This window comes from Brasilonema bromeliae SPC951, from assembly GCF_012912135.1.
GTDB classification, from domain to species: Bacteria; Cyanobacteriota; Cyanobacteriia; order Cyanobacteriales; family Nostocaceae; genus Brasilonema; species Brasilonema bromeliae.
In genome coordinates, this window is the sequence record NZ_QMEB01000017.1 from 1 (window position 1) to 19,553 (window position 19,553).

Here is a 19,553-nt window from a genome sequence, read left to right on the forward strand (position 1 = left end):
AGCGCTCACTGGTTTAGGGGGTGGAGTTGTCATTGTCCCCTTATTAACTTCAATCTTTGGAGTTGATATCCGCTACGCGATTGGTGCTTCCTTGGTGTCTGTGATTGCGACTTCGTTAGGTGCCGCATCTACATATATAAAAAAAGGCTATACCAATCTGCGATTGGGAATGTTTTTAGAAGTAGCAACGACAATCGGAGCTTTAATAGGAGCTTTGATTGCCACTTTGATTTCTGTCAAAGCACTAACCATCGTCCTTGCTGTTGTTTTACTTTATTCAGCTTACCTGTCACAACAACCCAAACTCAACAACCTTGAAAATGAGTCAACTGATTCCTTAGGAGCTTATTTACAACTTAATAGTAATTACCCGACTCCAGAAGGACTGATGTCATATCAAGTTCATTCTGTCCGGAGTGGGTTTAGTGTGATGTTAGTCGCAGGAGTCATTTCTGGACTACTTGGAATTGGTTCGGGAGCGTTTAAAGTCTTGGCGATGGATCAAATCATGCGTGTCCCGTTCAAAGTTTCTACAACCACCAGCAATTTTATGATTAGTGTAACTGCAGCCGCATCAGCAGGAGTTTACTTAGCACGTGGTTACATCGATCCAGGACTATCAATGCCAGTCATGTTGGGGGTATTGCCTGGTGCTTTTTTGGGGGCGCGAGTCTTAATAGGAGCCAACACTCAGACTTTAAGAATTATTTTCTCTGTTGTGCTGGTAGTGATGGCATTCAAGATGGTCTATAGCAGTTTGCTTGGGGAGCTTTAAAATGAATAAAATAAGTTTTAGTTTCTGGTGGAACTCATCGACACCATCAGAAAGCGAAGTTATCAAATTCCAAGTGCAGCAGAAAAAATCAGACAGTGATATTCAACAGTTAGCCCAGCACACCAGTGTGATAGCAGAGTTTCCTAACGACTATGAGGTTGATGCTAACAAGGAAAATACGAAAACACTAAGCGAACTGCAACTTGAGCAGCTGCTTAGTAATGTGCTAAAGTACGGCGTTATATTTGCTAGCACTGTCGTTTTAATAGGCGGCATATTATATTTGATTCGCCACGGTGCTGAAAGAGCTGACTTTCAATTTTTTCAGGGAGAACCATCCCACTTCCGTTCTCCTACAGGGGTTGCGGTTGCAGTTTTGTCAGGTAGTCGTCGTGGTATTATTCAGCTTGGACTGCTGCTACTTGTTGCTACTCCAATTCTTCGCGTGGTCATTTCTCTGTTTATTTTTCTAAAACAGCGAGAATTGACATACGTTGTTATTACTTTGATAGTTCTGACAGCGCTAATGTATAGCCTTATAGGAGCATATTATTAATTTCTAATTAATTGTTAGAGTGCGTTACCTCAAAAGTAACGCACTCTTTAGCTACAGCTTATCTGTTATGTGAAAGCTTAAAGTTGGATAATCAAACCAAGATTTTGTTGAATTTGCTGTGCCAAATAATTTCTTATCAAATCAACGATTTCTACTGGAAATAATACTAAGACAACAGCACCAGTCAAGCTAAACAAACCAATAATGAGAGCTAACAATCTTCCAAAAAAACCAGGATTAATTTCAGCAAAACCCAATCTGGCTTGTCCGACAACAGCAATCGCAAGGAAAACAATTCCTGCGATTAACAACAAATTAGTTAAAGGTGAATTAGTCATATTTTTGATAAAAAGCATTATCTTAATTATAGCTATCAGAATTCTCAGTCAATTGTGAAATCTCTCTCTTTGTGCTTCTTCTCTTGTTCTCTGCATTTGATACAGTTAATTTACTGATTGTTTCACAAATTAAATAAAAATGTTACACGAGCAGGTTTGATTTTTTGTCTATACATAAAGTATAAATTGATATGACTTCAACCTCCAAGCCAAGCGTGGAAACGAGAAAAAATAGATCAATCTATGCTTAATGTTTGATTCCCCACTAGACTTTTTCTTAGTTTTTCGTTTAAAGTACGGTTAGGACATAGAATTTATGAATTATTATGAAAAATCTTCCAGTCATCACTCAGGAGTCAAGCTTAGCAGGACAAACAACCCCAAAGCAGTTACTGTTGGCTGTTCTTGGGGACTGGAAACAAAATACATTTAAGAAACTTAGAGGCGGATTTTTTCTAGTTCTTGGATATTTGCTGTCACCCCTGTGTTGGTGGAATGATCTGTTATTCAATTTGCCAATTGCTTATGGTTTTGGTTATGTCTGTAGTTTATTTAATCCAAAGTTACTCTTGCCTTGCTCAATTCTAGGGTACTGGCTTTCTAACATTGTTGGTATCCTCTTGATGCAATTCGGAGCTATGGATATTCTGCCAAATCAATCCAAGGAGCGTAATTTGAGAAAAGAATTGCTTACAGGGTTAGTTTCCTCAACGCTTTATACTCTTGTGATTTTGGCATTAGTTCAGTTGAAAGTTCTCGGCGCTCCTATTGCGTTATTTGGTAGTTAATATCATGTCCGCTTAATTACTTATAATTCCTGCTTGACCTCACCCTAACCCTCTCCTTATAAAGGAGAGGGTACCGGAGGCGGGTGAGGTTCCTCGTTTTTATAAGTGTTTATCCGGACATGATATAATTTCTTTTGGTGCGTTAGCGCTCACGCTAACGCACCAAAAGAAATTAAGAATATTTTTTATACATATGTTGATTTCTCCATTGCTTTAAGATAGGGCAGAAATTCTTCTAAACTATCAGCAAACATAAAAGGTACAGCAACTCCATTTTCAACAATCAGTTGCATACAGTACTTGGAGTCAATAGGAACATTATTATTTGTTTCAACACATGAATCGGGTAACTCTGTGATGACAATTTTCTCAAAATATTTAAGTACCACAAAAAGCCTATTCAAAGAGAATAATCGTTCATAAATGTATTATTTCCCATAAGTATGAATAAGTTGTGGCAATTATATATTTTAGCTGTGAATATTCTGTTGCAAGTATGTAACTAGCTGCTCTCCTGCTATGTCAATATGTTTTTTGAGTAACCTAACAGCAGCTTTGGTATCGTGCTGTTGACAAGCTTCTAATAATTGATAATGTTCCTTTTGGGAGCGCTCTAAGTAATCCATCTGACTCATCTGAAGACGGACATAACGGTCTACATTCAGGTGTAAAGTTTTAATTATTGTTAGTAACCGAGGACGTTCAGCACTTTTATAAAGTGTTTCATGGAATTCCCAATTCAGTTTCGCAAGCATTCCGGCGTCAATTGTCTGGTCTGTCTTTTCTAAAATGACAGTGGCTTTTTCTAAATCTGATGCGGTTAGCTTGGGAATTGCCAGTTGGATAGCTTTTACTTCCAACGCACTCCTAATCTCGAATATTTCTTGTGCTTCTGTTGGAGAAAGTGCTGACACTGTTGCTCCCCGATTGAGATGGAGTGTCACCAATCCTTCTGCCTCAAGCTGACGTAAAGCTTCCCGCACAGGAATGCGACTCACTCCAAACTGAGTGGCAATTTCATCTTGTCTGAGAGATTGTCCTTCCTGAAAAATTCCCCGCACGATCGCTTCTCGCAAAGCGTCTGCAATTAAATCTGGGGTACTGCGTTGTTGTTGCAGCACATTGGCTGCTAGGTCATTTAAGTTCATAATTTATTAAGTTAATAATTTATATTGTATACTATTTTTTGTATACAATATTCAAAAGATATCTAACAATCCCTCTATTGATACCACGGGAGACAGTGATGAGCATTCAACCTCAACCAGACCGGGTCATTATCTTTGACACAACGCTACGAGATGGTGAACAGTCACCAGGTGCAACGCTGCTGGTGGAAGAGAAACTGGCGATCGCTCATCAACTGTCTCTCCTGGGGGTTGATGTGATTGAAGCCGGATTTGCCGTAGCGAGTCCCGGAGATTTTGAAGCTGTCAAAACAATAGCTCAACAAGTCGGCGTATTGGGTGGACCAATCATTTGCTCTTTAGCAAGAGCGATTCGGCAAGATATTCAAGCTGCTGCTGAAGCATTGAAACCGGCTGCTCATCCGAGAATTCATACTTTCATTTCGACTTCAGATATTCACCTGAAGTACCAGTTGAAAAAGTCTCGGAGTGAGGTTTTGGCGATCGCCCAAGAAATGGTTACCTACGCCAAGTCTTTTGTAGAGGATGTGGAATTCTCACCGATGGATGCAAGCCGCACTGATCCAGAATTCCTCTACCAAATTTTGGAACGAGTGATTGCTGCAGGTGCAACCACCATCAACATTCCTGACACCGTCGGCTACTGCACACCCAAAGACATGGCAGTTCTTATTCAGGGTGTGCAAGAAAATGTTCCTAATATTGATCAAGTCATTCTTTCAGTTCACACTCAAAACGATTTGGGTTTGGCGACAGCGAACGCCTTGACAGCAATTGAAAATGGCGTGCGTCAGGTGGAGTGTACCGTGAATGGAATTGGTGAACGAGCTGGAAATGCAGCGCTGGAAGAGATTGTCATGGCATTGCAAGTTCGTAAACCTCATTTCAATCCCTACTTTGGTCGTCCGGTTGATTCCGATGCACCTTTGACAAAGATTCAAACGCAAGAGATTTACAAAACTTCTTGCTTGGTTTCGCAATTCACAGGAATTGTGGTTCAACCTAATAAAGCGATTGTTGGAGCAAATGCTTTTGCTCATGAATCTGGAATTCACCAAGATGGAATTCTCAAACATCGCCAGACTTATGAGATTATGGAAGCTGCTGATATCGGTCTTGCTGAAAACAGCATTATTTTGGGCAAGCACTCTGGAAGAAATGCTTTCCGAACCAGGCTGCAGGAATTGGGGTTTGAGTTGAGTGAGGCAGATTTGAACAAAGCCTTTATGCGGTTCAAGGAAATTGCTGATAAGAAAAAGGAAATGTCTGATTGGGATTTAGAGGCGATCGTTCGGGACGAAACACAAATTCAAGTAGACAAAGGCTTTCAACTCGAACACGTCCAAGTCACCTGTGGAGATTGCACCTGTCCGACTGCAACGATTACAGTTGTAACTCCCAACGGAGAAATTTCAACGGATGCAGCAGTAGGAACTGGTCCAGTAGATGCTGTCTATAAAGCCATTAATCGACTTGTGCAGATTCCCAACCAACTGATAGAGTTTTCCGTTCAGTCCGTGACAGGTGGAATTGATGCTCTGGGAACAGTTACAATTCGCTTACGATATCAGGAGCGCATTTTCTCTGGACAAGCTTCAGATACTGATATTGTAGTCGCAGCAGCTTATGCTCACATGAACGCACTGAATCGGCTTTATCGATTTTTGCAAAGGGAGACACAGAAGTCCCATGCTTCAGGTTCTGCCTCAGTTGTTAATTTTCTAATTTAAATTTCTTTAACGAGCGCATTGTTGGGTCATTTTCCATCCCTTAGTCTAAACTCCAGTAACTAAGTTTTGACACTCCCCGGCTTAAAAGTCGGGGATTCTTGGTCTGGGCTTGCTCTGTGCCCGCAGGGCATAGGGCTTCGTGCAGGGTACTTGAGTTCAAGGCGTACTCACCGGTAAGGTGCAAGATTTGAGTAATGACAGATGTAATGCTGTGAAGATGATATTTATCAGATGTAGAGCAGTGCTGTTTGGCAATCAATTGAGAACTAACAAGACATAAAAGGTGCTCGGAATAGGTTTAAGAGATAATTCATTTCCCTGTCTTAGCATAATTTTGATTTCCGACTCCTATTAATGACAAGTTGTACTAAGCAAATAAGCTAAAACTTTAAGGAGTAAATTATGTTTAAATTCAACAAACAGCTGAGTGCCTTAGCGCTTTTAACGATGACTTCTGTTGGTGAAACTATGCTAACCGTTGCAAAGGCATCTGCTCAAACTCAATCATATAGAATAGCAGCAAGCACAACCCCACAGCAACTTGCTGTGGGGCCTAAAGAGCGGGATATCGCCGCGCTCTTTGACAAATGGAATGCTGCTTTGCAAACAGGAAATCCTGATGAAGTAGTGAAGCTCTACGCAAAAGATGGTGTGCTCCTGCCAACGGTATCTAATAAGGTGCGGAGCACTCACTCACAAATGAGAGACTACTTCGAGCATTTCCTCAAATACAAGCCTAAAGGTACAATCCTTCAACAAAACGTCCGCATCATTGACAAGCTGTTCGCCATCAACTCGGGTGTCTACAGCTTCAATATAATCAAGAATGGTAAACCTGGAAAGGTTGTAGCACGTTACTCGTTCGTCTATCGCCATGATGGCAACGACTGGCTAATCGTTGACCACCATTCCTCTGCTATGCCTGAGTAGTGTCTGCCTTGTCCTATCGAATATATTGAATCATCAAGCCCTTACGATCATGTAAATATGACGTTAGACATGACGAATGCTTGCCCTGCTATTTTCAACTGAGGTTTATTGTATCGCCTTTACCACTACTGAGGCGATGTCAGATATGACTATCAAACAAGTAAAAGCTGGTACCACAGGAATTGGGTGCTAGGTAGAAAAAAACATAAATAACACCCAAAAAGAGGAACCAGCTTAGAGAAATTAACGTTTTGTCGGACAGGAAAAAGCTGTACTAAGTACTGGAGGAGCTAAAAATTATTCGACTTGGTTGGAGGTGTATTGGAGGTAGGATGGAGATGAGAGTTAGTTATTGCTGCACTGAAACTGTCATCGTGTCAGGATGAATTGAGATGAGACTGGACGCTTTTGAAGACGTCTGTGAGTTAAGGAGTCTGTCTGATAGATATGTAAAGGCGGCACTTCTTGCCAGCAGGATTGACAAAACCAGTATACTCCTGTGTGACGCACATGACGCAGCAAGCTACTGCCGCAACATGGACAACTATTTGTTGTCATTTTCATAAGTCTCTCCTTAACACCGAAAGCTGACGAGAACAGCTTTACTTCACAAAAGCTATTGATTCCAACGAGTTTCTCAGGGCATGAAGCAGCCCACTTTTGGGAGTACGTTCTTTGAGAATTTGTTCGTACACTGCTTCATATCCATCCACCATTTGGCTAACGGTGAATCTGTTTTCCACGTCTTCTCGGCAGGTTTGACGATTTAATTCCAATGCAGCCGGAATCATTTCTGCCATCTGTTCATAGCTAGCGCAAACAAAACCTGTTTTTCCGTGAGCAATGACTTCTGGTACCGAACCCATGTTAATCCCAATGACTGGTGTCCCAGTTGCCATTGATTCAATCATGACTAAGCCGAAGGGTTCTCGCCAAGTGATGGGAAACAGAGTTATCGATGCGTTACTCAACAATTCAACTTTGGCAGCATGATCTACTTCGCCTAAGAATTGTATTTGCTCACCATCTATGAATGGGGCAATTTCTTTTTCAAAAAACTCTTTGTCTACAACATCTACTTTCCCTGCCATTTTCAAGCGCCAACCCGCTTGTTTTGCTATGGCGATCGCATGTTGTGGTCCTTTTTCCGGCGAGAATCTGCCCAAAAATGCCAGATATGGTGGCTCTTTTGGTTGCGCTACAAATGGGTAATCTTCAATTTTGATGCCATTGTAGACCGTGCTAAGGTAGTTCAAGTCTGGTTGACGCTGGGCATCACTAATACTGATGTATCGTTGCGTTGCATGAAGGGTATATACTCTGCTACTTTCATTCGTAAATGCGCCATGCAAGGTATGTACTGTGGGTGTTGACGAGATACTTGCTAATTGCAACGTCGATACCCCTACATGGGAATGAATGATGTCGAATTCCTCCGCTTGTTGGTAAACCTGGCTAGTTTCTAGCATTTCGTACATTATACTCTCTTTAACGCTTGGGTCTAAGCGCAATGCACGAGGATGAATTGCTTCAAGTCTAGCTAATGTTTGCGAATCTCCGGAGGCGAACAAAGTGACATCGTGACCGCGACGCACTAATTCATCAGTCAGGTGACTCACTACGAGTTCAATTCCTCCGTAAGTTGAAGGTGGAACCCGTTCCCACAAGGGGGCAATTTGAGCGATTTTCATACGTTTTCTTGGTTCAGCTGGTTAAAGTGGTCGTTGAACAAGGGTAATAGACGCTTTTGCTTCAGGTGTTGATACCTCCCTTGGCTGAAGTTGGAATTAACCAAACTTCCTATCTACAAGGTATTTTCATCTTGTTTTGCACCCTTATAATCGCCACCTCCAATATGTGTGCTGACCAGTCATAGTGCAGCTATTTTTTACTTTTACCCCAGCTTTTTACATCCCACATCTATCTTGAGGACTATATAAAAATATTTAATTATAATAGTCATTGAGTCATATTTTGTGGTAAACGATATTTAATAACCATATAACGAAAAATTGGTGTTAATGTTAGAAAAACCAAAACATAGCGTCCTCTAAAATCACAATTGCTTTTCAAAACTCCTTAATTCGTTGAGCGTTGAAATGGTGTATATTTCCCCAATGCTTTTACAATAGTCCGCCTGTTGACCTTTATCAAAATGATTTAGGTATCACCTTCATTTCCAGACACACCAAGCGAATCACAATACAATTAACTTGGTGGTAACTTGACTTTTGCTTCTTGAGCAAAAGTGTTAAAGTTAGCTTGGGTTAATCGTCGTTTCAGCTTTAATTGTAGGAACACCAGTTTTTTTAAAAAGAAAGAATCCAGAGCACAGTTGTCAGAATATGTCCTGCGGACACGCTCTTGCAACAGCAAGATAATATGGGGTTTGTAAGAAGAATCTAGAAGGCATTAGAAACGACTGTGCGCAAAGTAGAATGGGAGTTTTGATAGAATCTAATACTTTACAAACATCCTCTTAGGCATAGTAGTTAGCTTGACTTTTCACGGGAAATTCTCAAAACACGAAACAGCGTTGTCTTTTGTCAAAACATAATTCAGAATTCGGAATTCCGAATTCCGCCTTGCGGTACTACGCGTATCGCGCTAGTCAGAAGTTGTTTCTTCAACCGCGTTCCCGTGAGTTCATGCTCAAATTCAGCAACGCGTCTCTAGGCTACTGCATGATTTGCAATTGTCAGGTAAGCTGACAGCAGCAGTTTTCATCCTCAAAAAAAATGACGCCAAGTACTCCCACAATTCTCGCCTTAGACTTTGATGGTGTTATTTGCGACGGATTGATTGAATATTTTGAAGTCGCGTGGCGTACCTATTGTCAAATTTGGTTACCTGAACAAGAAACACCAGAGAATAATTTAGCCTCAAAATTCTATCAGCTCAGACCTGTGATCGAAACAGGTTGGGAAATGCCCGTTTTAGTCAAAGCCTTGGTAGAGGAAATTCCTGAAGAAACGATTCTTCAAGAATGGACAAAGATTGCTCAAGAACTTTTGTTAAAAGACAATCTCAAGGCGACAGACATTGGTCATCAACTAGATAAAATACGGGATGAGTGGATTGCTACAGATTTAGATGGTTGGTTGAGTTTGCATAGATTTTATCCAGGTATAGTGGAAAAAATTAAAGCAACAGTCGATAGCACAACCAAGTTATACGTCATCACAACAAAAGAAGGGCGTTTTGCACAGCAGCTATTGAAACAAGGAGGAGTCGATTTACCGCGAGAAATTATTCTTGGCAAAGAAGTCAAGCGTCCCAAACACGAAATTCTGCGAGAATTAATTCAGACAACAAATACTTTGCCAGAAAGAGTGTGGTTTGTAGAAGACCGACTCAAAACATTACAACTTGTTCAACAGCAACCGGGTCTTGAGGGAGTAAAATTATTTCTTGCAGATTGGGGTTATAATACTCCAACTGAGAAAGTAACCGCCCAAAATGATCCGGGAATTCAGCTATTATCACTGCCTCAGTTTCCGAAAGATTTCTCGCAATGGCTTTAAGAGGATGTTAGTACGCCTTGAACTAAAGTTCAAGGCTCATAGCCAAAGTCCGTTAAAACGGACTCGAATGTATATTCAGTAAGCTTTAGCTTACTTGAGCTTTCAGCCAAGAAATAAATTTCTTGGCTGATCCAACTGCTGTATTCAGTTCTGATTCAATACTTTGAATCGTCCATACGTCAATTTTTCTAGGTTTTTCACCACTCAATAGTGCAATTGCCAAATAGTAGTGAGTATCGGAGATTGACGGATTAGTTTTTGTTGCATCACTCAACACATCAATAGCTTGGCGATAAGCTCGTTGATTGAGAAGCTGAATTCCTTTGTGCAGCAACTCCTCTGCAGTGACTTGTGGACTTTGATATATATCACCAACATGCCCAATACTCTCTGCTTGAATCTGATAATTTTTCCCGCCGTAATTCTTTTGCTCCATATAGCAGTCCTAAATTATTCATAAGATTTTCTTTTCTCTTTCTTGGCGTCCTTGGCGACGCCAGTCACCTACGGAGGGAAACCCTCCTGCAGCGCTGGCTCGTCTTGGCGGTTCGATAATTCTCACAACTCATATAGGATTGCTATATTTGTGTTCCAACAACAAACTACTTTTTTGTGTAATCATCACCAATTCGATCAATTCGATTTGCTTGAACTTGAAAACCTTTAGCATTGTCACGGTTTAATTGCTTCATTTCGCCAAACTGCAATTGTTCCTGGCTTATCTTCTGAATGTTGATAATTTGCTGTGCGAGTTGTCGCAAATCATCAGCAAAACTTGGTTCTTCATCCATCTCGTCATCTAGGTAAGTCGTCAATTTGTGCAATGCTTCCACAGAATGCTGTTCTTGAACTGCGGTAATTGCTTTTTCTGCCTTAACATTCTGTCTATCCTTGAACCGTGACACAATCTTGTGACGTAATTCATTAGCTTTGCTTAAAGCCTCAGTTGTCAGCTTTTTAGCAGCTTCTCCAGCACTAGATTTAATAAACTCATTGAAAGCAAGCTTAAGAATTTCAGCAGAACTCAAAGCAACAATTGGGTTAGTCATGTAATCCTCCAGAAGACTAGTAAATTTACTTAACTTTATAGACTCTCAACAATCAAGTGCGACAAACTTTATGTAACACCTGCAATTGAATAGCAAAAACTGTACCAACACCGCCCAATTGAGCGAATATGGCGCTGGCAACTCACACCTATTTGGTTCTACAACTCGGCTTATATTATACTTTTTTATACTTATATTTACGTATATCTACTTGATTTGTCAGGATAGCAATAATTTTTATGGATATCATTTGATATCAAAACATTTCGCTCCTACTGGCTAGTGAGTATCACCACTGATGAAACATCCTCTAAGATAGTGCTGAGTACTGAGTTCTGAGTCTCTTTGTTTCAACACTCAGAACTCATACTTCACAACTGGTAAACTTACGATTATGCTTGACCTCACTAAACTGACAAGACAAATGCAGGGTTTGAGTCAACATCTGACGCAAGAGGCGGCTGCGAGTCGTCAGCGTTTGGAATTGGCTCAAAAACATTTTCAAAATGCTTTGGGGTGTCAGGATGACTTGGTACAGCGACAGGAAAAATGGCGCGATCGCATCCTCTTTGCCAATGCGACTCCCCTAGAACCACTCAACACGTGTATTGATATTCCAGTTCCTCCTAAAATACACACCGTCATTGCAACCGATGGTTCGCAAATATCTCCCAGTCACCACGAAATTGCTTACTGCTATCTTCTTAATATTGGTAGAGTTATCTTACATTATGGACAAAACCGTTACCCGCTTCTAGATAGTTTACCAGAGATATTTTATCGCCCCGAAGATTTATATTTTTCTCGCAAATGGGGTATTCGTACTGAAGAATGGATGAGTTTTTGCCGCACAGCAAGTGAAGCAACGGTGCTTGCAGAATTGGCTTGCAGTGTAAAAGAGGACAGGGGAACGGAAGAAGTCCCTACGTTAGCGATGGTGGATGGTTCGTTGATTTACTGGTTTTTAGAACAATTACCTTTAGAAGCACGCGATCGCATTTTACCCCCCATCTTAGAAGCTTGGCAAAAGTTGCGTGATGCTCAAATTCCCCTGATGGGTTATGTGAGTGCTTCTCGTAATGTTGAAGGAATGAACTTTTTGCGTCTTTTAGCTTGTCCGCACACAGTACCAGATTGTGCAAGCTTTTGCCCAAATCAACTCGAAAAAGTCCCTTGCAAAGTCTTTGAACCTTTACGAGATACAACTCTTTTATCCACCTTACTCAAACCAGGACAACGCGGTTGCTTATGGCGCAGCAATGTTCGTATTCTTGACTTATACCAAGACCAGCAAATTTACTTTTGTTACGTGCATGTGGGTACCGAAATTGCCCGGATAGAAGTGCCATCATGGGTAGCCCAGAACACAACAATGTTTGACCAAGCACTAGGACTGATGTTAGCACAAGTGCAGAAGGGATATGGGTATCCAGTGGCGATCGCCGAAGCGCATAATCAGGCGGTGGTACGTGGCGGGGATAAGGCGCGATTCTTTGCCATCCTTGAAAGACAAATGATCAAAGCTGGTATAAAAAATGTAGGAACTTCTTACAAAGAAGCCAGAAAGCGTGGCAGTATAGCTTAAGTCAAGAACTAGGGGTATAAGGGTGTAAGGGTGTAAGGGTGTAAGGGATGTATGGGTTTGTCTCCCCCGTTCCTCCGCTTCTTCTGTGACCTCATCTTTGATACTTCTTCTTATAGTATTTGGGCTGACGGGTAGTTAGGGTATTTAAGTGTCTGCTTGATAATCGCTTTTCTATAATTCGTACTCTTTTAAACCCATCGCTAAGCCCAATGGATATATTACATTAGCCCACTTAAACTGATGATACATTCTTGAACCAGAATTTTCGGAACATTGAAAGATTACTATTTCTACTCCTCTTTCCTTTAAATCTTGAAGGTATGGAACATAAGCAAAATCATCAGCTACTAAAAGTATATTATCAACATTAATAATGCGATTAAGCAGTTCTTCTACCTTAAACGATACAATATCTGCTGTTTTTTGCTTATATAAATTGTAATTACAACCGACCGACTCTGGCATATCTCCCATGAAAAAGCCATGTTTGGTAATTTCCCCTATATCTACTAAATACTCTAAATTGAAATGCTCCGAGTAAATCAAATAACAGTTCACCTCATTCTTACGTTCAATATGAGTGTATGTTAAGAGTTGATCGACTATAGCATCAATGCTCAGCTTCTGGAATGTTTTTTCCGGATACAGTTTCTGATAAAATCTTTGCGTCTCCTTAGCTACCTTTTCAAGAAAAATTCCATCTATGATGATGAAATTGCTTGTTTTTATGAGTTGATTGACGGCTTGTCTTAAAAGGATATTTTCAATTTTCATGATAGCTTCCTTATTAAAGACTCGTTTTTTAAACTCTTCTTTTGTCTGAAAATTTCTTGGTATAGCTAGATCAAAACTTTCTTTTTCAATCCGCCAGTTTTTAATATCACTTTCAAAAAATACATAAAGAAAATCATCTTTGCTGTTCTCTTCTTCTACATATAGAAAAAGAACAAAATTTTCATTTACATACTTTTTCTTTATTATGACACTAGAATTTGTTTTAAGAGTTCTACCTTTGCATTGAACCTTAATGAAGGGAGTAATTTTTGTGGAAATATCTTTGATGATCAGTAAATCAGTTCCTTCTTTGTCAAATGATGGTTTTGTAACGAGTAAACCATACTTAATTAGTTTATGTTCAATTAGTTTTTCTGCCTGAAGTTCTAATGGCTTATTGTCCATCCTTATATTTCTGTTTATCTATAATCTTTATCTAAGCTTAACTGATAACTCAACCCATTTAACAGTGTAGCTCAACGTCCGCTTGCTATTCTGGTAAAAACACTCGCTCGAAAGGCTTTTTTCGATAACGCCGATAAATATCAAAATCACTATCCAAAGTCGCTATTGCAGCGATATCTAAGCGCTCTGAAATGACAATGAGGGATAAATCTGCAAAATCTCCTGGTAAATCTCTGTAGGTGGCATTTAGCTCAGCAATGCGCGAAAAATCTTGAGGTAACAACTGCTCACACTCGTAAAGTCCTTTTGCAACGTCTAGAAGAAACTCGTTTTGTGTGCGCCAATCGGAACTGAGTAACCACATCACTTCTGCGATGCAGATAGGTGTAGTTACCAGATTGGAAGTGCAGCGTTCAAAGAAACGACGTACTTGTTGATGATGCTTATCTCTGGCGCTGTAGTACGCAAACAAAAACCCACTATCTGCGAGTATGAGCGGATGGTAAGTCATGAATGGCGTTCTTTGAGATACTCAGCGATCGCCTTCTTACGATTTGCTCGTTCAGATAAATCGGGCGGTGCGTTTTGTAAGAGGTGTTCAGGGTGTCCACCTCGCCTATCAACCAAAGTTCTGCCTGCTTGCAAATTAAGCCAGCGCTCAGCAATCAAGCGTCGAATCAACTCACTTTTGTCTGTTTTCTCGTGAGCCAAGATATCGGCTAGCTGGCGTTCTGTTTCTTCGTCTAGTCTGACGGTGAGCATGGCTTTTGTCATACTTGTATTGCGCTTATGACAAGTATAACAGAAAGCTTTTTGGCTAAAGCAAAAGTTGCTTTTCTACCCTGAAAAATAATATGGGATTACCATTCACAATCTTTTCCTCTACTTCTCTCATTCCAATTCTTTCTGCTACTTTGCGTGACTCAAGATTTGGCTGATCACAGCTTGCTAAAAGATACTGATAGCCAAGTTCGTTGAAACAATACTTTAGTATTCTGGTTGCAGCTTCAGTAGCATAGCCTTTTTTGGTTGCTTCAGGCAGCAAAGCATAAACTAATTGGGGTTGCCCTTCACCAAAGAAATACCACAAACCAACAAACCCGATAATTTCTTTCTCATCTTTAGTCTCAATAAACCAAAGACCAAACCTTTTTTCATCAAAGAGCTTTTGGCTTTCTATCAACATTTCTTCAACCTGTTGCAAAGACAAAACCTTGTCATCGCACAAATATTTTTTAACGTATGGATTAATAAAAATACTGTGTAGTGTGTTAAGCTCACTTTCTAAGATCGGCTTTAATCGCAACCTCTGAGTTTCAAATACCAAGCTCATGACATCTTGCTACATTCAATTTTTTAATCTTCTGTCTACTGAGATCTTGCACCATCATTCTCATCCGCCAAGAAATAAATTTCTTGGCTCAAAGTCTAAGTAAGCTAAAGCTCACTGGATATGTATTTCCAGTCCGTTTTAACGGACTTTGCTTATAAGCCTTGAAATTTATTTCAAGGCGTACGTCGAGGTGAAAGATCTGATTCAACTATACCGCCTGTCCATTTTTTCCAAAGCATACTCGAAGATCGACAACTCCAAACAGTACGCTTGCTGATATCCTAAAACCAACAAGCGAACGCAAAAAAATTGTCGAGGTAAAAGTAGACGATGGAAATCTCAACAGTTAAGGCTCCCCGCTGGTTTGTCCGCAGAGATATAGATGGTTTGTTTGGGCTTTTCCTCGACAACTTGATTCAAATTTTGTTGATTGTGAATTTGTGTCAAGGGGTGCTTGGCTTTCCTCCCTCTCTGGTATACGGGCGTATTCTCCCAGGAATTGCTTTAAGTTTAATTGTTGGTAACTTTTATTATGGGTGGTTAGCTTACCAAAAAGGTCAGCGGGAACAACGGGATGATATCACTGCTTTGCCTTATGGCATTAATACTGTGAGCCTTTTTGCTTATGTATTTTTGGTGATGTTACCTGTGCGCTTGACGGCGATCGCCCAAGGTACATCATCAGAACAAGCTGCTGAACTCGCATGGCAAGCAGGTTTAGTAGCTTGCTTGGGTTCAGGTTTGATAGAATTAGTCGGTGCATGGGTTGGTAATCCTCTGCGTCGCCTTGCTCCCCGTGCAGCGATGCTTTCCACTTTAGGTGGTATTGCGATCACTTTCATAGCGATTGGCTTTCTATTTCGGACTTTTGCCAATCCCGTAGTTGGTTTAGTTCCTCTAGGCGTTATCTTAATTACCTACTTTGGACAAGTGCGATTTGCCATTCCAGGTGGATTATTAGCAGTCCTTTTGGGAATTGGTTTGGCTTGGGGTACAGGTTTAGTCAGTTGGGATAACGCCAAGTTCGCCACTGCACTGCAACCGATAGGAGTTTACATACCAAGGTTATGGCTAGGGGATTTATGGAATAGTCGCGCAGTCTTACTCGACTATTTCAGCATCATTTTACCAATGGGACTATTTAACCTTGTCGGTAGTCTGCAAAATTTAGAAAGTGCTGAAGCTGCAGGAGATGTTTATCCTGCAACCCCAAGTCTGGCGGCTAATGGTATTGGTACCTTGGTTGCAGCTATTTGTGGTTCTTGTTTCCCAACAACCATTTATATTGGACATCCTGGTTGGAAAGCTTTAGGTGCAAGAGTAGGCTACTCCATTCTCAACGGTATTTTTATGGGTTTACTGTGCCTGACTGGAACCGTTGCCATGCTTGCCTATTTTGTCCCTATTGAAGCTGGAATGGCAATTGTGTTATGGATTGGCATTGTCATTGTAGCTCAAAGCTTCACAGCAACTCCTTCTCACCATGCCCCTGCTGTTGTTGTCGGTTTGTTACCAGGTATAGCAGGTTGGGGCGCTTTAATTGCCAAAAATGCACTACGCGCAGCAGGTTTGGGAACACCAGAAAAACCCTTGACACCTGCCTTAATTGAACAGTTTAAATTGAGCGATACATATATAGATGGTGCTTTTGCTTTGGAGCAGGGCTTTATTTTTTCAGCTATGATTTTAGCTGGTATAACAGTTTATATTATCGAGCGAGACTTTCGCAAAGCTGGTTATTGGTCTATAGCCGCAGCTTTCCTCTCTTGGTTTGGGTTGATGCATAGCTACCGTTGGACTGTAGCAGATACTGTTGTCAATTTGGGTTTTGGAACTGGAACGCCTTGGGCTGTCGGCTACATTTTACTAGCTATTCTGTTTTTCTACACCGAATGGCAAGCGCGTCATCAAAAAGGAAATCAAAAGGTTGTTCAATCTCCATCACAAGACACTTTTGATAGAAATTGAGAGAAATGAGGTTATGTTCATAGTTACCGTCCAACCTCTCATATCTACTTCCATCAGCCAGATTTAAATAAAATTGGATATTTTTTCGGATGTTTGTGCCTGATCGCAATCGTATTGCGATATCTCCTACTCATAATAGCCACATCTTTGATATTGAAGGCTGTTCACTGTATTGATGCTCCTAAGCTAACTGAAAATCCAGCTTACTCCTTGAGGATTAGTCGGTTTATTCCTGTGGTAGAAGGTTGAGTAAAACAATAGTAGGTATCGTACTTACTAGTGCTGTCAATTTTACGGTTACCACGTTATGTTGTTCGATTCAACAAAAAATTTTGCAGAGTTATTAAAGATTGCGATTGTTTTCCTCGTAGGAAAAAAGGTTTTTAAAAATTTCGATAAAGAAGTTATAAATTTCCAAAAAACTAGCAATCTATAGCAGTCCTCCTTTTTTAAAAAGCACAAAATTTCCGAAAAAAACTTGCGACACAAACAAAAGCAACAAAAACTATGAAGCTTTCTCATTTATCTAAAAATCTTTGGGCTAGCGCCTTTGCCCTCGGTTTAGCTACTTTGTCTTTTACTCTACCTGTTTCTGCCCAATCTGGTTCTTCTGGTAGTGGCGGAACATCTGGTGGTGGTACTAGCACAGGTACTACTGGCACTACTGGCACTGGCACTGGCACTACAGGTACTGGCACTACTGGCACTACAGGTACTGGCACTACAGGTACTACAGGTACTGGCACAGGTACTGGCACTACTGGCACTGGCACTGGCACTGGCACTACAGGTACTGGCACTGGCACTGGCACTGGCACTACAGGTACTGGCACTGGCACTACTGGCACTACAGGTACTGGCACTGACACTGGCACTGGCACTACAGGTACTGGCACAGGAACAACAGGTACTGGCACTGATACCACTGGTGGCACTACTGGTAGTGGTACGACAAATGGCACAGGAACAACAGGTACTGGCACTGATACCACTGGTGGCACTACTGGTAGTGGTACGACAAATGGCACAGGAACAACAGGTACTGGCACTGACACCACTGGTGGCACTACTGGCACAGGCACCACCACAGACACGACAAATAATCAAGGCATTAGAGAGGTGAGGAGCGAACGCCATTCCGACTGGGGTTGGCTTGGTTTGCTTGGTCTTATAGGTCTTACAGGTCTTATTCCTAAACGCTCTCAACCCCGAGTAATCCGCGATCCGAATGAAGTAACGCGTCCTGGATCTACTAAGTTATAAGGCTTTGCTGAAGGTAGGGGGTAAAGGGGAATAATAATTCACTTTCCACACAAATTGAGTATTGTGAACTCTTTACCGCCGCCTTAAGCCAGTTCTTAGAGCATGACTTTAGATATTAAATATTAAATTTAATTATTAGAAATTCTAAATAAGATAACCGCGCTCAGGTACAAACTGCGTTACCCTGGTATACGCTTCGTGTTTTTCACTGCTAGCTGGAAACGCATATGTCCTTTGTCCCTTTGCACATTCATAGTGATTACAGTCTGCTTGATGGAGCAAGTCAACTGCCGGATTTAGCGGATCGCGCCATCGAACTGGGGATTAAAGCAATAGCCCTGACAGATCATGGTGTGATGTATGGTGCGATCGAACTGATTAAAATTTGCCGCAATAAAAATATCAAGCCAATTATCGGCAATGAAATGTATATCATCAACGGCGATATTACAAAACAAGAACGCCGTCCCCGCTATCATCAAGTTGTTTTAGCCAAAAATACAAAAGGATATAAAAATTTAGTCAAGCTCACAACAGTTTCTCATCTTCAAGGTGTCCAGGGCAAAGGGATTTTTGCCCGCCCTTGCGTAAACAAAGAATTATTAAAACAGTATCATGAAGGCTTGATTGTAACGAGTGCTTGTTTGGGTGGAGAAGTCCCCCAAGCAATTCTCAGTGGAAAATTAGAGGCTGCACGTAAAGTTGCTCGGTGGTATAAAGAAGTCTTTGGTGAAGATTATTATTTAGAAATTCAAGACCACGGCTCCCAAGAAGACCGGATTGTGAATGTAGAAATTGTCAAAATTGCGCGGGAACTTGGTATTAAAATTGTCGCCACCAATGACTCACATTTTATTTCTTGTTACGATGTTGAAGCACACGATGCTTTGCTATGCATTCAAACTGGCAAATTGATTGCTGAAGATAATCGAATGCGTTATAGCGGTACAGAATATCTCAAATCTGCTGAGGAAATGAAAGCGCTATTTCGCGATCATTTGCCAGATGATGTCATTGAGGAAGCTGTGACAACCACAGTTGAAGTTGCAGATAAAGTCGAACCTTACCAGATTTTAGGTGAACCTCGCATCCCCAATTATCCCATTCCATCTGGTCATACTGCTGATACATATGTTGAAGAAGTTGCTTGGCAAGGACTTTTACAAAAATTAAATCGTAAATTGAGAAATGAAGTTGACCAAGTTTACAAAGACCGGCTGGAATATGAACTAAAAATGATTCAGAAGATGGGTTTTTCCAGCTACTTTTTAGTGGTGTGGGACTACATCAAATTTGCGAGAGACAAAAATATTCCTGTAGGTCCAGGTCGCGGTTCTGCTGCAGGGTCATTAGTTGCTTATACTATGGGAATTACGAACATTGACCC

19 protein-coding genes and 1 pseudogene are annotated in these 19,553 nt (G+C 40.9%); 10 read left to right on the forward strand and 10 right to left on the reverse strand.

All coding sequences use genetic code 11. The features are described 5' to 3' along the window. Positions 1-775 (forward strand): sulfite exporter TauE/SafE family protein (locus tag DP116_RS03800; protein ID WP_169153904.1); only part of this gene is annotated, 775 nt, incomplete at its 5' end. 1 nt (position 776) lies between these two features. Then, the gene (locus DP116_RS03805) at positions 777-1,331 is read left to right on the forward strand and encodes a DUF1634 domain-containing protein (RefSeq protein WP_169153905.1); all 555 of its coding nucleotides are present in this window, start codon (positions 777-779) and stop codon (positions 1,329-1,331) included. A gap of 77 nt (positions 1,332-1,408) precedes the next feature. On the opposite strand, the gene DP116_RS03810 is transcribed toward DP116_RS03805, so the two are convergent. After that, a complete protein-coding gene (locus tag DP116_RS03810) occupies positions 1,409-1,669 on the reverse strand; it encodes a hypothetical protein (RefSeq protein WP_169153906.1) in 261 nt (86 codons plus the stop codon). Positions 1,670-1,995: 326 nt separating this feature from the next. Between DP116_RS03810 and DP116_RS03815 the strand changes: the two genes are divergently transcribed. Further along, positions 1,996-2,457, forward strand: coding sequence for a DUF7980 family protein (locus DP116_RS03815; protein WP_169153907.1), 462 nt, complete (start codon positions 1,996-1,998; stop codon positions 2,455-2,457). 185 nt (positions 2,458-2,642) lie between these two features. Here DP116_RS03815 and DP116_RS03820 read toward each other — a convergent pair whose 3' ends face one another. Both DP116_RS03820 and DP116_RS03825 read right to left on the reverse strand, forming a co-directional pair. Continuing rightward, positions 2,643-2,846 carry a hypothetical protein gene (locus DP116_RS03820; protein WP_169153908.1) on the reverse strand — a complete coding sequence of 68 codons (204 nt, stop codon included), beginning with the start codon at positions 2,844-2,846 and terminating at the stop codon, positions 2,643-2,645. An 81-nt stretch (positions 2,847-2,927) separates the two neighbouring features. After that, on the reverse strand, positions 2,928-3,605 hold the full coding sequence (locus tag DP116_RS03825) for a GntR family transcriptional regulator (protein WP_169153909.1): 678 nt from the start codon (positions 3,603-3,605) through the stop codon (positions 2,928-2,930). Between the two features lie 98 nt (positions 3,606-3,703). Here DP116_RS03825 and DP116_RS03830 point away from each other — a divergent pair, with 98 nt between their 5' ends. Then, positions 3,704-5,335 carry a 2-isopropylmalate synthase gene (locus DP116_RS03830; RefSeq protein WP_169153910.1) on the forward strand — a complete coding sequence of 544 codons (1,632 nt, stop codon included), beginning with the start codon at positions 3,704-3,706 and terminating at the stop codon, positions 5,333-5,335. Between the two features lie 402 nt (positions 5,336-5,737). Beyond that, complete coding sequence (locus DP116_RS03835) at positions 5,738-6,265, forward strand: SgcJ/EcaC family oxidoreductase (protein ID WP_211173064.1); 528 nt, start codon at positions 5,738-5,740, stop codon at positions 6,263-6,265. A gap of 602 nt (positions 6,266-6,867) precedes the next feature. Here the strand turns inward: DP116_RS03835 and DP116_RS03845 are convergent. Beyond that, positions 6,868-7,956, reverse strand: coding sequence for a glycosyltransferase family 4 protein (locus DP116_RS03845; protein ID WP_169153912.1), 1,089 nt, complete (start codon positions 7,954-7,956; stop codon positions 6,868-6,870). A gap of 1,047 nt (positions 7,957-9,003) precedes the next feature. Here DP116_RS03845 and DP116_RS03850 point away from each other — a divergent pair. Then, positions 9,004-9,789 carry an HAD family hydrolase gene (locus DP116_RS03850; protein WP_169153913.1) on the forward strand — a complete coding sequence of 262 codons (786 nt, stop codon included), beginning with the start codon at positions 9,004-9,006 and terminating at the stop codon, positions 9,787-9,789. A gap of 85 nt (positions 9,790-9,874) precedes the next feature. Here DP116_RS03850 and DP116_RS03855 read toward each other — a convergent pair whose 3' ends face one another. Both DP116_RS03855 and DP116_RS03860 read right to left on the reverse strand, forming a co-directional pair. Further along, a complete protein-coding gene (locus DP116_RS03855) occupies positions 9,875-10,225 on the reverse strand; it encodes a tetratricopeptide repeat protein (protein ID WP_169153914.1) in 351 nt (116 codons plus the stop codon). Between the two features lie 166 nt (positions 10,226-10,391). After that, positions 10,392-10,838 (reverse strand): hypothetical protein, encoded by a 447-nt coding sequence (locus DP116_RS03860; protein WP_169153915.1) that lies wholly within the window; start codon positions 10,836-10,838, stop codon positions 10,392-10,394. A 394-nt stretch (positions 10,839-11,232) separates the two neighbouring features. On the opposite strand from DP116_RS03860, the gene DP116_RS03865 reads away from it, so the two are divergent. After that, positions 11,233-12,423 carry a DNA double-strand break repair nuclease NurA gene (locus DP116_RS03865; RefSeq protein WP_169153916.1) on the forward strand — a complete coding sequence of 397 codons (1,191 nt, stop codon included), beginning with the start codon at positions 11,233-11,235 and terminating at the stop codon, positions 12,421-12,423. A 171-nt stretch (positions 12,424-12,594) separates the two neighbouring features. On the opposite strand, the gene DP116_RS03870 is transcribed toward DP116_RS03865, so the two are convergent. The 4 genes from DP116_RS03870 to DP116_RS03885 form a co-directional block, all read right to left on the reverse strand. Continuing rightward, on the reverse strand, positions 12,595-13,602 hold the full coding sequence (locus DP116_RS03870) for a hypothetical protein (RefSeq protein WP_169153917.1): 1,008 nt from the start codon (positions 13,600-13,602) through the stop codon (positions 12,595-12,597). Between the two features lie 85 nt (positions 13,603-13,687). After that, positions 13,688-14,113 (reverse strand): type II toxin-antitoxin system VapC family toxin, encoded by a 426-nt coding sequence (locus DP116_RS03875; protein WP_169153918.1) that lies wholly within the window; start codon positions 14,111-14,113, stop codon positions 13,688-13,690. Further along, positions 14,110-14,376: a ribbon-helix-helix domain-containing protein gene (locus DP116_RS03880; RefSeq protein ID WP_169153919.1), complete on the reverse strand. Its 267-nt coding sequence runs from the start codon at positions 14,374-14,376 to the stop codon at positions 14,110-14,112. Before DP116_RS03880 ends, DP116_RS03875 begins: the two co-directional genes overlap by 4 nt. 43 nt (positions 14,377-14,419) lie before the next feature. After that, the gene (locus DP116_RS03885) at positions 14,420-14,935 is read right to left on the reverse strand and encodes a GNAT family N-acetyltransferase (RefSeq protein WP_169153920.1); all 516 of its coding nucleotides are present in this window, start codon (positions 14,933-14,935) and stop codon (positions 14,420-14,422) included. Positions 14,936-15,265: 330 nt separating this feature from the next. Here DP116_RS03885 and DP116_RS03890 point away from each other — a divergent pair, with 330 nt between their 5' ends. The 3 genes and pseudogenes from DP116_RS03890 to dnaE form a co-directional block, all read left to right on the forward strand. Further along, positions 15,266-16,903: an NCS2 family permease gene (locus tag DP116_RS03890; RefSeq protein WP_169153921.1), complete on the forward strand. Its 1,638-nt coding sequence runs from the start codon at positions 15,266-15,268 to the stop codon at positions 16,901-16,903. A gap of 507 nt (positions 16,904-17,410) precedes the next feature. Then, positions 17,411-18,166, forward strand: coding sequence for a WGxxGxxG-CTERM domain-containing protein (locus tag DP116_RS03895; protein ID WP_169153922.1), 756 nt, complete (start codon positions 17,411-17,413; stop codon positions 18,164-18,166). 227 nt (positions 18,167-18,393) lie between these two features. Continuing rightward, a pseudogene (dnaE, locus tag DP116_RS28995) lies at positions 18,394-19,553 on the forward strand (DNA polymerase III subunit alpha); the annotation flags it as partial.

Excerpts from the sequence above, each read along its gene's own strand:
- DP116_RS03890 (WP_169153921.1), top strand. The coding sequence starts at position 15,266 with ATGGAAATCTCAACAGTTAAGGCTCCCCGCTGGTTTGTCCGCAGAGAT.
- DP116_RS03850 (WP_169153913.1), top strand. The coding sequence starts at position 9,004 with ATGACGCCAAGTACTCCCACAATTCTCGCCTTAGACTTTGATGGTGTT.
- DP116_RS03880 (WP_169153919.1), bottom strand. The coding sequence starts at position 14,376 with ATGACAAAAGCCATGCTCACCGTCAGACTAGACGAAGAAACAGAACGC.
- DP116_RS03825 (WP_169153909.1), bottom strand. The coding sequence starts at position 3,605 with ATGAACTTAAATGACCTAGCAGCCAATGTGCTGCAACAACAACGCAGT.
- DP116_RS03805 (WP_169153905.1), top strand. The coding sequence starts at position 777 with ATGAATAAAATAAGTTTTAGTTTCTGGTGGAACTCATCGACACCATCA.
- DP116_RS03865 (WP_169153916.1), top strand. The coding sequence starts at position 11,233 with ATGCTTGACCTCACTAAACTGACAAGACAAATGCAGGGTTTGAGTCAA.
- DP116_RS03810 (WP_169153906.1), bottom strand. The coding sequence starts at position 1,669 with ATGACTAATTCACCTTTAACTAATTTGTTGTTAATCGCAGGAATTGTT.
- DP116_RS03860 (WP_169153915.1), bottom strand. The coding sequence starts at position 10,838 with ATGACTAACCCAATTGTTGCTTTGAGTTCTGCTGAAATTCTTAAGCTT.
- DP116_RS03855 (WP_169153914.1), bottom strand. The coding sequence starts at position 10,225 with ATGGAGCAAAAGAATTACGGCGGGAAAAATTATCAGATTCAAGCAGAG.
- DP116_RS03885 (WP_169153920.1), bottom strand. The coding sequence starts at position 14,935 with ATGAGCTTGGTATTTGAAACTCAGAGGTTGCGATTAAAGCCGATCTTA.
- DP116_RS03835 (WP_211173064.1), top strand. The coding sequence starts at position 5,738 with ATGTTTAAATTCAACAAACAGCTGAGTGCCTTAGCGCTTTTAACGATG.
- DP116_RS03845 (WP_169153912.1), bottom strand. The coding sequence starts at position 7,956 with ATGAAAATCGCTCAAATTGCCCCCTTGTGGGAACGGGTTCCACCTTCA.
- DP116_RS03870 (WP_169153917.1), bottom strand. The coding sequence starts at position 13,602 with ATGGACAATAAGCCATTAGAACTTCAGGCAGAAAAACTAATTGAACAT.
- DP116_RS03815 (WP_169153907.1), top strand. The coding sequence starts at position 1,996 with ATGAAAAATCTTCCAGTCATCACTCAGGAGTCAAGCTTAGCAGGACAA.
- DP116_RS03830 (WP_169153910.1), top strand. The coding sequence starts at position 3,704 with ATGAGCATTCAACCTCAACCAGACCGGGTCATTATCTTTGACACAACG.
- DP116_RS03875 (WP_169153918.1), bottom strand. The coding sequence starts at position 14,113 with ATGACTTACCATCCGCTCATACTCGCAGATAGTGGGTTTTTGTTTGCG.
- DP116_RS03895 (WP_169153922.1), top strand. The coding sequence starts at position 17,411 with ATGAAGCTTTCTCATTTATCTAAAAATCTTTGGGCTAGCGCCTTTGCC.